At 71.1% G+C, this 11,228-nt stretch carries 10 protein-coding genes and 1 tRNA gene; 5 read left to right on the top strand and 6 right to left on the bottom strand.

Annotated elements, in window-relative coordinates; genetic code table 11:
* The first annotated feature begins 24 nt into the window (after positions 1-24).
* Together ACFE8Y_RS05260 and ACFE8Y_RS05255 are read left to right on the top strand one after the other, a co-directional pair.
* Positions 25-642: a sigma-70 family RNA polymerase sigma factor gene (locus ACFE8Y_RS05260; RefSeq protein WP_375463341.1), complete on the top strand. Its 618-nt coding sequence runs from the start codon at positions 25-27 to the stop codon at positions 640-642.
* A gap of 81 nt (positions 643-723) precedes the next feature.
* Positions 724-1,482 carry an anti-sigma factor family protein gene (locus ACFE8Y_RS05255; protein ID WP_375463340.1) on the top strand — a complete coding sequence of 253 codons (759 nt, stop codon included), beginning with the start codon at positions 724-726 and terminating at the stop codon, positions 1,480-1,482.
* 136 nt (positions 1,483-1,618) lie between these two features.
* On the opposite strand, the gene ACFE8Y_RS05250 is transcribed toward ACFE8Y_RS05255, so the two are convergent.
* Genes ACFE8Y_RS05250 through ACFE8Y_RS05240 form a run of 3 tightly spaced genes read right to left on the bottom strand, consistent with a single transcriptional unit; the run spans position 1,619 to position 6,748 of the window.
* On the bottom strand, positions 1,619-3,448 hold the full coding sequence (locus ACFE8Y_RS05250) for a hypothetical protein (RefSeq protein ID WP_375463339.1): 1,830 nt from the start codon (positions 3,446-3,448) through the stop codon (positions 1,619-1,621).
* Between the two features lie 3 nt (positions 3,449-3,451).
* Positions 3,452-5,329: a flagellar hook-associated protein FlgK gene (flgK, locus tag ACFE8Y_RS05245; RefSeq protein WP_375463338.1), complete on the bottom strand. Its 1,878-nt coding sequence runs from the start codon at positions 5,327-5,329 to the stop codon at positions 3,452-3,454.
* A 36-nt stretch (positions 5,330-5,365) separates the two neighbouring features.
* Entirely contained in the window at positions 5,366-6,748 is a 1,383-nt protein-coding gene (locus tag ACFE8Y_RS05240) for a flagellar hook protein FlgE (protein WP_375463337.1), read from the bottom strand.
* Between the two features lie 246 nt (positions 6,749-6,994).
* Here ACFE8Y_RS05240 and ACFE8Y_RS05235 point away from each other — a divergent pair, with 246 nt between their 5' ends.
* The gene (locus ACFE8Y_RS05235; RefSeq protein WP_375463336.1) at positions 6,995-7,462 is read left to right on the top strand and encodes a BLUF domain-containing protein; all 468 of its coding nucleotides are present in this window, start codon (positions 6,995-6,997) and stop codon (positions 7,460-7,462) included.
* Positions 7,463-7,503: 41 nt separating this feature from the next.
* Complete coding sequence (locus ACFE8Y_RS05230) at positions 7,504-7,956, top strand: response regulator (RefSeq protein WP_375463335.1); 453 nt, start codon at positions 7,504-7,506, stop codon at positions 7,954-7,956.
* Between the two features lie 6 nt (positions 7,957-7,962).
* On the opposite strand, the gene ACFE8Y_RS05225 is transcribed toward ACFE8Y_RS05230, so the two are convergent.
* Together ACFE8Y_RS05225 and ACFE8Y_RS05220 are read right to left on the bottom strand one after the other, a co-directional pair.
* On the bottom strand, positions 7,963-9,579 hold the full coding sequence (locus ACFE8Y_RS05225) for a peptide chain release factor 3 (RefSeq protein WP_375463388.1): 1,617 nt from the start codon (positions 9,577-9,579) through the stop codon (positions 7,963-7,965).
* Between the two features lie 143 nt (positions 9,580-9,722).
* Positions 9,723-10,463, bottom strand: a complete 741-nt coding sequence (locus ACFE8Y_RS05220; protein ID WP_375463334.1) for an SDR family oxidoreductase — start codon at positions 10,461-10,463, stop codon at positions 9,723-9,725.
* 86 nt (positions 10,464-10,549) lie between these two features.
* On the opposite strand from ACFE8Y_RS05220, the gene ACFE8Y_RS05215 reads away from it, so the two are divergent.
* Positions 10,550-10,624, top strand: a tRNA-Gln gene (locus ACFE8Y_RS05215).
* A gap of 72 nt (positions 10,625-10,696) precedes the next feature.
* On the opposite strand, the gene ACFE8Y_RS05210 is transcribed toward ACFE8Y_RS05215, so the two are convergent.
* Positions 10,697-10,846 carry a hypothetical protein gene (locus tag ACFE8Y_RS05210; RefSeq protein ID WP_375463333.1) on the bottom strand — a complete coding sequence of 50 codons (150 nt, stop codon included), beginning with the start codon at positions 10,844-10,846 and terminating at the stop codon, positions 10,697-10,699.
* Positions 10,847-11,228: the final 382 nt, after the last annotated feature.

The raw sequence follows: 11,228 nt of genomic DNA, 5'->3' as shown, positions 1-11,228 counted from the left end.
TGCCCGTCCTCCGTTCTTCTGTTCATGACCGCCGACAGACCCGAGCGCCCCGACATCGTCGACCTGCTGGTGCCGCTGCGGCGCTACGCCCGCGCCCTCACCCGGGACACCCTGCGGGCCGACGACCTCGTCCACGACGCGCTGGTGCGCGCCCTGGAGGCGGAGGGCGCGCTGCGGCCGAACACCAACCTGCGCACCTGGATGATGACGATCCTGCACAACGTCTTCATCGACGAGCAGCGTCGCAGGCGCGTGGAGGCGCGCCACGCCGACGCGCTGGTCCAGATGCACGAGGCCGTGGAGCCCCCGGCGCAGGAAGGGCAGGTCCGCCTCGCGCAGATCCGCCGGGCCTTCCTGACGCTGCCCGAGGAGCAGCGCGCCGCGCTCCACCTCGTCACCCTCGAAGGGATGGCCTACGCGGACGCCGCCGCCGTGCTCGGGATTCCGATCGGCACCCTGATGTCGCGCCTCGGGCGCGGGCGGGCGGCGCTCCGGGCGTTCGAGGACGGCGACGGCCCTGCGCGCAGGCCCTCCGATCCGCCGCGGTCGCGCCACCCTGAGCGCACGGGGCTTCGCCTCGTCGCGCGGGACGGGCACGCGGAGGGCGATACCGCCTCCCGCAGGGTCGTCGGGGATTTTTGACGAACCCGAGCGTGGTGCCCGTGCCATCCTGCTCGGGAGGCACGGGGTGACGACGACCGGCAGACGACAGGACGTGGCGTGATGACCGACCCGATCACCGATTCCGATCTCATCGCGTTCGTCGATGGGCAGCTCGACGTGATGCGCCACCTCGACGTGGAGGCGCACCTCGCGCGCCATCCGGAGATCGCCGCTCGGGCGATGGCCGAGATGCACGACCGGGATGCGTTGCGCGAGGCCTTCGCCGCCCTTCCCGGTCCCGGGCCGGAGCGCAACCGGCTGGCCGCGCGCCGCCTCGACCGGTCGCTGCGCTGGGGCCGGGTCGCGGCGCGGTTCAGGCGGGCGGCCGCGATCGCGGTGCTCGTCGGCGCCGGGTGGCTGGCCCACGGCGAGATCGGCCAGTTCGGCGTGCCGGACACGCTCGCCTCCACGGTCGATCCGACCCTGATCGCCGATGCGCAGCAGGCGCGGCAGGTCGCGCTGCTGCGCGCCCGCATCGCCTCGCAGCGCGCGACGCCGGCCTACGACCGGGGGGAGATCGAGGCCGCCACGGGCATCGGCCTTCCGGGCCTGCCGGACGGCTGGACCGTGCGCGACGTGCAGGTGTTCCCCACCCGCGACGGCGCCGGCATCGAGGTCGCGTTCGATGCCGCGAACCTCGGCGAGGTCTCGCTGTTCGCCGCCCGCCGTCGTTCGCCCGGAGCCGCGAGGGAGGTCGCGGAGGCCGGCGACGGCGCGACGCTGACCTGGAATGCGGGAGATTCGGCCTACGCCCTCAGCGGCGCCCGCGACGGGGCCGGTCTGCATCGGGCGGCCGCCGCCCTCGGCGCGGTTCCTTAGGATTGTGCCCGACGCCGCAGGGTCGGGTTGCGCCTCGGGCGCAGCCCCCCTGCGCGGTCCGGCCTGCCGCCGACGATCCGCGCCGGGGCCGCGTCAACCGCGGACTGTAGGTTGACAGGTCGGGACGATCGTCGTGTCAGCCGAGGTAATTGACCAGCGACAGCTTCGAGAGCGACGACGTGATCTGATAGCTCGCCTGGAGACGGTTCTGGACCTCGAGGAGCTTGGCGGCGACCTCCTCGATCGGTGCGCGCTCCACGCTGTCGACGATCGATTGCAGCGTGGCGCGCGTCGCCGCGTTCTGCGTCTTGGCGTCCGACAGGGCGCTGGAGGCGAAGCCGAAATCCGTGGCGATCGCCTCCAGGCTGGGCTCGGTCGAGGTTTGGCCGAGGAGATCGTAGGCGCGGCTCGCCAGCGCTGTGAAGCGCCCCGGCGTCGCGCTCGCTCCGGGATCGGCGAGGCCGTCGACCGCGAGGGCGGCAAATCCCGCGAGCGCCTTCCGGAACGGCGCCTCGTTGGCCTGCGCGCCGATCGCGATCTCGCGGCTGGCGCCGGCCCGCACGCTGGCCGTCGCCCGGGCCGACGGGCTCGTCGCGTCGCCCTGGTACCAGATCACCGTGCCGGTCGAGGCGGCGGCCTCGTAGGTGGGCGTCGCGCCGGAGGCGTCGATCCGCCTCGGCGCCTGACCGGGCACGGTGGAGGCCGAGAAGAAGTCCTCCGCGGCACGCGTGGTCGAACTCGCCGCCAGCGGTCCGTCGGCGGCGGCCTTCAGGGCGGTCTGGAGCGCGGTCCTGAGGTTGGCCGCGGTCGCGGCCGCGTCCGCCCCGATGGCGAAGGTGGTGGTCGAGCCCGCCGGCGCGCTCGCCTGCGCCGTCAGGGTGATGGTGCTCGTCGTGCCGTCGTGCAGCGCGAGCTGGACCGTGATGCCGTCGCCCGCCGCCGGCTGGCCCGACAGGCCGATGTCGTAGGCGGCGTAGTCGCCGCCGCCGTAGGTCGCCGTGAGCGTCGGGGTGTTGGCGCTCTGCACGCTCGCGACCGTGCCCCCGCGCGCCGCCGCGAAGGCGTTGAGGCCCTGGGCGGCATCGGTGGCCGACCCGAACACGCCGAAGCCGTCGCCGGAGCCCGCCGGCAGGGGCGAGCGGGCGGTGAGGTCGTAGGTCTCCTGGCGGCCGTCCGCGAGGTCGAGCGTCACGCGGAAGCTCTCGCCGGCGGCCGGCGCGTGGTCGAGACCGATGACGGTGGCAGGCTTGGCCGCGTGGACCGCATCGGCCGTCACCGTGATCGCGGAACCGGTCGTCGTCGGCGCCGAAGCGATGCGGAAACCGAAATTCGCGCGGGTCGCGCCGGTGGGGTCGGCGGTGTCCTCGGAGAGCGAGAAGCTGTTGGCCGCGGTGCCCGCCCCGAGTTCGAGCCGTCCGAGGCCGTCCGCGCCGAGGTCGGCCGCCCGCTGCTCGGCGACCAGCGTCACGAGGCCGTCCCGCTTCGGCGTTGTCGTGGCGTCGCCGTTGAGGATGCGGTCGCTCGACGCCACCGGCTCGGTCTCGCTGGCGCGACCGCCGAACAGGTACTGCCCGGCCGCGCTCTGGTTCAGCGCGTCGATGGCGCCTTCGAGGTTGATCCGGCCGAGCTGCGACGCGGCGGGCGCGCTGGCGTCCTGCAGGTTCGACGTGAGGCTGGTGCGCAGGTTCATCGTCAGGGCGGTGACCTGCGACAGGCTGGTGGAGGCCACCGACACCCGCGTCTGCGCGCTGACGATGCCCGCATCGTAGCCGTCGAGCGCGCTCAGCGTCGCGCGCGCCGTGAGGCTGGTGGTCCGGCCCGCCCCGAGGCCGGCGTAGGTCTCCGAGGTCCGGCCGGTGGAGAGCTGCGTCGACAGGGCGTCGAGCTGGCCCTTCAGCGCGAGGATCTGCGTGGTCGACTTGGCCGCCGCGTAGGTGCCGGCGGCGTAGGGGCGGATCGTGGACATCGGTTAGATCCGGAGCAGGGTGTCGAGCATGTCGCGGGCCGCGGTCAGCACGCGGGCGTTGGCGCTGTAGGCGGTCTGCAGGGCGATCAGGTTGGACATCTCCTCGTCGACCGTGACGCCGGCGCCCTTCGCGAACCGCCCCTGCGCCGTCGAGAGGGCGACGCCCTGGCCCGCGTCGAGGCTCGCGGCGTTGCTCGCCGCCGACCCTTGCGCGGCGATCACGTCCTGCGCGAAGCCCGCGACGCTCGCCGCGTAGGGCGCCGCGATCCCGCCGATGCCGCTCGCCGCGGAGAAGGTCTGCCGGGCGCTGGTGAGGGCATCGTAGACGAACTGGGCGCGGGTGGGGGCGGCGCTCGCGCTCGTCGCGCTCGATGCCGTCAACGCCGCGGTGTTCGCCGTCACGGCCGGGTTGACGGTGATCCGCTGCGCGAAGCCGGTGCGCTGCGCGCCGGCCTCGAAGCTGTCCGTGAACAGGCCGTTGCCCGAGCCGTCGACGAACAGCGCGATCTGCGGGTAGCCGGTGGAGAGGTCGCCGGCCCGGGTCGGAACGGTGACGGCGGCCGTGGCCGCGGTCACGCGCGCCCCGCCGGTGCCCGTGACCGTGACGCTGCCGTTCCCGCCGCTCGCGGTCAGCGCCGGAACGGCGTAGCCCTGCCCGCCCGCCCGGCTCGACAGGGCGTTCAGGGCCTCCTGCACCTTGGCCGCGTAGGTCGCCGGACCGCCTGAGATATCGAAGGTCTGCGCGAGGGCGGTGCCGTCGTCGGTCCGGCTCGGATCGACGCCCCGGGTGGCGCCGTTCGCGGCGATCAGGATCACGTTGCGCACGGAACCGTCCGCCGCGGTCACCGGAAGGGTCAGGGTGTTCCCGGCCTGGATGCCGGTCAGGTCGGTGGTGGCGCCGGCACCGCTCACCGTGCCGGTCACGGTCCTGTCGGTGAGCGCGCTCGCGAGTCCGGCGGCGAGGTCGTCGAGCTGGCGCTGCGCCTGCGGCAGGACGGCGTCGCGCAGTTCGAGCCCCGCCGCGATCGAGCCCGAGCGCAGGACGCCCGGTTCGCCGAGGTCGATCCGGCCACCGCCCGGCGTCGTCGCGGTGATCGTTCCGACGCTGCGCACCGATGCATCGGTGGAGTAGGCCGCGTTGGCGGTCAGCGCGGAGCGCCCGTCGAAGCTGAGCGCCGCGGCCGTGCCGCGATCGACCAGGGTCACGCCGGAGCCGGTCGAGACCGTGACGCTGCCGTCGCGCTGCTCGACCGTCTGCACGTCGATGTAGCTCGCGAGCTGGGTGATCTGCTGGTCGCGCTGGTCCTGCAGGTCGGCGCGGGCGTCGTCGTCGTTCGTCCCCTGGATCTTCACGTTCAGGCCGGCGATCCCGGCAAGCAGCGCGTTGGCGCCCGCGGTCCCGGTGCCCAGCGTCGCCTCGAGGCCGCTGCGCAGGTCCTGCACCCCGGCCGCGATGCGGTTGATGCCGCCCGCAAGCGCGGAGGCCGCGTCGAGCACGGTGGTGCGGGCGGCGGCCGAGGTGGGGCCGGCGGCGAGCGTCTGGAGGGACTGGGTGAAGGTGTTGACGAGGCCGTCGAGCGCGGTCGCGCTGCCCGGCGTTCCGAACAGCGCATCCACCTGCGCGGCGGTGTCCGCCTTGGCGCCCGTGTAGGCCGCGCCCGCCGTCTCCAGGCGAAGCTGCTTCAGCGCCGCCGCATCGAAGCTGCGCGTGATGGTGCCGGTGGATACGCCGGCGTTGCCCACTCCGGACGAGACCGACGCGAGCGTCCGCTTGACGTAGCCGGCGGTGCCCGCGTTGGCGACGTTCTGCGAGACCACGCCGATGGCGGTCTGCGTCGCCTTGAGGCCGGCGGCAGCCGTGGCGAGGGCGTTCAGTCCCATGACCGTCTCATCCGTTCCTCAGGCCGTAAGCTTCGCTCACCGGATGATGTTGAGGAGATCCGACATCATCGTCTGGGCGGTGGACATGACCTTGGTGTTGGCCGAGTAGGCCTGCTGGGTGACGATCATCTTCGAGAACTCGCTCGCGATGTCGGTGTTCGAGGCCTCGACGCTGGCGCCGACGAGCGTCGCCCCGTTGAGGCCGGTGAGCGGCACGCCGGACTCGACCGTCTGCGCGTAGGTCCCGTTGGTTTCCGGCTTGAGGCCGTCCGGGTTGACGAAGCGGGCGATGCCGACCGAGGCCAGCGTCACCGACGAGCCGTTCGAGAACGAGCCGACGATATTGCCGTCCGCACTCACGGAGACCGCGTTCAGCGTGCCCGCCGCGTAGCCGTTCTGGGTCAGGGTGTTGGTCGTCACCGCGCCGGACGAGGCGGCGTACTGGGTGAGCGTCGTCCGGTCGAAGACCAGATCGACATTGCCGACGTTGGTGCCGTCCACGGTGAGGTTGCTGATCGTGGCCTTGCCGGCCGACGGCTGGGTGAGCTGGCCGGCGCTGTCGAAGGTGAAGCCGGTGCCGGCATTGGTCCAGGCGGTCTTGTCGGCCGAGACCGTGCTGTCGGCGGCGTAGAACAGGTTCCAGATCGCCGGCTTGTCGGCGGTCGCGTCCTGGATCTTGGCCCACCGCGTGTTGACGGAGACGGGCGCGCCGCTCGCCGTGTAGGCGGTGACCGCCGGGCCGGAGATGCTGTTGTCGACGAAGGTCGCGGCGTCCGCGGCCGCGACCTGCCTGCCGGTCGAGGCGGTGCCGTCCGTGGCGGTGACGAGGGCCGTGGTGTCGGCCGGCGCGTAGAGGGAGGATTTCGAGGTGCTCGACGCGGTGGTGGCCGGGCTCGTCGGCAGGTTCGCGCCGTAGGTGATCGAGGTGGTCGGCTTGGCCGCCAGCGTCTGGTTCGCGATCTTGATCGCGCCGGTGCTCGTCACCTGGCCCGTCGCCGGGTCGTAGTTCTGGCCCTGGAGGTAGCCGCCGCCGCCGTTGACGAGGTAGCCGTCCTTGTCGGGGCTGAAGTCGCCGCGGCGGGTGTACTGAGGGGTGCCGGAGAACGTGCTCTGCCCGTTGGCGTCGCCGGTCTTGGTCTGGACCGTGAAGAAGCCGTTGCCGTTCACCGCCATGTTGGTGGCGATGCTGGTCGAGGCGATGTTGCCCTGGAGCGTGTTGGTGAGCTGCGACTGCGCCAGCACCGTGCCGGCGACCTCGTGCTTGGGCGTCTGCTCGGCCAGGAGATCGACGAAGCTGGTGTCGATCCGCTTGTAGCCGGTGGTCTGCGAGTTGGCGATGTTCCCGGAGATGTTGTCGATGGCGTAGGATTGCGCCTTCAGGCCCGAGACCGCCGTCTGCAACGCGGTGAAGATATCCATGGCGTGTGTCTTCCTTAGATGGGCCGCACCCGCGTGCCGGCCGCCCGATCGGGAGGGTCCGCAACCGGCATGCCAGCACCAAGTGCTTGATAACGCTGAGATGCCCGTGCCGACGCCGGCAGGAATGGACCCATCCGGGCCGCCGGCCCGGCAGCTTCTGCCGGGTCGGGCCGGGGGCTGCCGTTTACGGGCCCTTATCGATGCCGCCGCTAGGATGCGTTCGGGATCGAGGGGCGTGTTGCGGTCATGCGTGCGAAGCGGACGAGTCTCGTCCACCTGATCTACTTCTCGCGCTTGGCCCTGTCCTCCGATCCGCAGATCCGGGCCGGTCAGATCGGTGAGATCACCCGGCACGCGCAGAAGAAGAACGAGTTCTCGGTGATCACGAGCTTCCTCCTGGTCGAGCAGAACTTCGCAGCCCAGGTGATCGAGGGCGAGCGGACCTCGGTGCACGAGACCTTCAACCGCATCGCGGAGGACCAGCGCCACCGCGACGTCCAGATCTGCGAGTGGCGCGAGATCGCCAAGCGCGAGTTCGTCAATTCCTGCAAGAGCGGCCTGCGTTCCCCGCCGACCGAGGCGTACTTCGTGAAGGCGAACCTGCTGCCGATGCTCCAGCGCGGCACGCCGCGGGCCAGCGCGATCCACGGACTCGCGCTGGCCCTCCAGGCCGACGCGATGTCGAAGCAGGGCATCGACCACCTGTTCATCTGACGCCGACCCCGCACGGACCGCCCCATGCCGCAGACGAGACCATGAGCGAGACGCCACCGATCCTCGTCGTCGACGACCAGGAGAAGCTCCTGCGGCTCGTCGTGATGCTGATGAACCGTATCGGCTTCCCCGACGTGGAGGGCGTGACCAGCGGCGCCGACGCGCTGGAGCGGCTTCGCGCGCGCAAGTACGCCCTCGTCATCGCGGATCTCGACATGGAGCCGATGGACGGGATCGCCCTCCTGCGCGAGATCCGCGCCGACGACGCCCTGCTGAACACGCCCTTCATCCTCACCGAGGCGTCGTTCGATTTCGAGGACATCAACGTTGCCCATCAGGCGGGTGCCGACGCGTTCATCCTCAAGCCGTTCGACATGTCGGTGCTCAAGACCAAGCTCAAGCAGGTGCTCAACCGCAAGCCGCGCAAGCGCGAGGGCCCAATGGCCGCGGAATCGACGCTCAGCATCGATTTTCCGATGCTGGGGAAGTTCTGAGGCGCCTCAGCTCGACCGCTTCTGATAATCCTTGATGTCGGTAAACCGCAGAGCTGGGTAGCGCTCCTCCTCGTAGCGGAGCGAGAAGGCGGTGGTCGCCATGAAGACCGGCGCGCCGTCGAGGTCCTTCGCCATCGCCGAGCCGTGGGACTCCACGAACCTGTCGAGCTCGACCTCGGACTCGGAGGACACCCAGCGGCAGACGGTGAAGCGGGTGGCGTCGTAGTCGATCGGCAGGCCGTATTCCCCTTGCAGCCGCTCCTTCAGCACGTCGAGCTGGAGCGCGCCGACGACGCCGACGACGGCGCCCGAGCCGTCCTGGGGAACGAACACCTGCACTACGCCCTCCTCGCCCATCTGCTGGAGGGCCTCGCGCAGCTTCTTGGCCTTCATCGCGTCGGTGAGCTTGATCCGGCGCAGCAACTCGGGAGCGAAGCTCGGCACGCCGCGGAAGACGATGTCCTCGCCCTCGGTGAGCGTGTCGCCGATGCGCAGCGTCCCGTGGTTGGGGATTCCGACCACGTCGCCCGCATACGCCTCGTCGGCGATGGCGCGGTCCTGCGCGAAGAAGAACTGCGGCGCGGTGAGCGAGATCGGCTTGCCGGTTCGCACCAGCCGGGCCTTCATCCCGCGGTTCAGCCTTCCGGAACAGACCCGCATGAAGGCGATGCGGTCCCGGTGGTTGGGGTCCATGTTCGCCTGGATCTTGAAGACGAAGCCGGTCATCTTCGGCTCGGAGGGCGCCACGAGGCGCTTGTCGGAATCCTGGCCGCGCGGGGGCGGCGCGAAGCGGGCAAGCCCGTCGATGAGGTCGCGCACGCCGAAGTTGCGCAAGGCCGAGCCGAAGAACACCGGCGAGAGGTGGCCCTCGCGGAAGGCCGCGAGATCGAAGCGCTTCAGGCCGCCCTCGGCCAGTTCCACCTCCTCGCGCCACGCATCCGCCTCGCCGTTCTCGGTGAGCAGGCGGTCGAACAGGGGGTCGCCGATCCCTGAGACCGTCACGGTGCCGGCGTCGTCGGCCGCATCGAACCGGCGCACGCGGTGGCCGCCGAGCTCGTAGGTGCCGGCGAAGTTGCGGCCGCAGCCGATCGGCCAAGTGACCGGCGCGACGTCGAGCGCGAGCGTCTTCTCGATCTCGTCGAGCAGCTCGAACGGCTCGCGGGCTTCCCGGTCGAGCTTGTTCACGAAGGTGACGATCGGGATGTCGCGCAGGCGACAGACCTCGAACAGCTTGCGCGTGCGCGCCTCGATGCCCTTGGCGGCGTCGATCACCATCACGGCGGAATCGACCGCCGTCAGCGTGCGATAGGTGTCCTCGGAAAAATCCTCGTGGCCCGGCGTGTCGAGGAGGTTGAAGACGCAATGGCCGTACTCGAACGTCATCACCGAGGTGACGACCGAGATGCCGCGCTCCCGCTCGATCCCCATCCAGTCGGAGCGGGTGGAGACGCGGTTGCGCTTGGCCTTGACCTCGCCCGCGAGCTGGATCGCGCCGCCGAACAGCAGCAGCTTCTCCGTGAGCGTGGTCTTGCCCGCATCCGGGTGGGAGATGATCGCGAAGGTGCGCCGCCGCGCCACCGGGTCGGCCCCCGGGTTCGCCTCGATCTTGGTCTGCGCCTGCATCAACATGGGCGACGGCTCTTGCAACCCGCGCGCGGGTGTTTCGGTGTTCCAAGGGGACTGGAGCGGGTCGGCGGACCGAGGGATGGCCCCGCGGCGTCCATCTAGGCCCGGCGCCGCCGCTTGGCAAAGCGGCCGCGCAAACGTCAGCCGCGGCCGATGTAGGGCATCGCCGTCGCCGTCAGCGTCATGAACTGGACGTTGGCCGACAGCGGCAGGCCGGCCATGTAGACCACCGCGTCGGCGACGTGGCGTGCGTCCATCACCGGCTCGGCCCTCAGCGAGCCGTCGGCCTGACGCACGCCGGCCGCGAACCCTTGCGTCATCTCGGTCGCGGCGTTGCCGATGTCGATCTGGCCGCAGGCGATGTCGTAGGGGCGCCCGTCCAGCGAAGTCGCCCGGGTCAGGCCGGTCATCGCGTGCTTGGTCGCGGCGTAGGGCGCCGCGTGCGGGCGCGGCACCTGCGCGGAGACGGAGCCGTTGTTGATGATGCGCCCGCCCCGGGGGGCCTGCGCCTTCATCATCCGGAACGCGCCCTGCGTGCACAGGAAGGCGCCGGTGAGGTTGGTGTCGAGGCTCGCGCGCCAGTCCTCGAGGCGGACCGCGTCGATGGGCGCGGCGGGGGTGAAGATCCCGGCGTTGTTGAACAGCACGTCGAGGCGGGCATGCACCTCCGCGACCCGCGCGAACAGCCGGTCGACGGAGGCCGGATCGGTCACGTCGGTCTCGACGGCGAGCGCGCCCGCGAGGTTCTCCGCCACCGCGTCGAGCGCGCCGCGCCGCCGTCCGGCGAGCACCACCGCGTAGCCGGCCCGCCCGAGGGCCAGGGCCACCACCCGTCCGAGGCCGGACCCGGCCCCGGTCACGATCGCCACCCGCATCGTCATCCCGTTCGCCTCTCCGATCGTTTCGTGCCGCAACGCGGACCTGTTGCCTCTCCGCGCATCCGCGTCTAGACAGCCTCGTCCTGCGGTGGGGCGTCGCCAAGTGGTAAGGCAGCGGTTTTTGGTACCGCCATTCCCAGGTTCGAATCCTGGCGCCCCAGCCAATTTCCGCGCAAGTCTTCGGTTCCGCTTCGTTTTCGCTCTGCGGATTGTAACTGGGGCAAATTGCCGGGCGGTCAGGCTGTTGCGGGCTGTCTGACGAGGTGCGGTAGGGCGGGCACGGCGCCACCGTCGGGGATGCCGAGGCGATCGCCGAGGTCGCGGAAGAACGAGACGCCGAGCTTGGCGCAGGTCCCCACCGCCTCCAGCACCAGATCCCGCACCACGACATCCTCGTAGCCCTTGCTCGTAGCCCTTGAACCGCGAGCCTGCCGGGGCTTCAGCCTTTAGCACCACCGCGCGCGTGACCACGCACCGTTCGTGCACGGGCCCGCGCCGCCGCTGCTTGTCCGAATCTATGTGAGATCGATTGCTGGCCGCCTCCATCCCGGATGGGGTCGGACGCGTCGGTAGTCGCGGCGGTAGACCCTGCAGGCGCGCGACCTCGTCGCCCAACGTCCGGTTCTCCTCCGTCAGAGCGCGGACCTGACCGATCAGGCCGACAACGAGCCCACGAAGCTCGCTCAGCGAGAAGGCATCCAGGCCATCGGGACCCGGCAGCGCCAAGCCAAGGATGGAAGCACGCCCGCACAAAACTGCAAAGCTGGC

Origin of the sequence: uncultured Methylobacterium sp. (genome assembly GCF_964242245.1) — a bacterium.
GTDB lineage: Bacteria > Pseudomonadota > Alphaproteobacteria > Rhizobiales > Beijerinckiaceae > Methylobacterium.
This window is presented reverse-complemented; position numbering and strand designations above follow the sequence as displayed.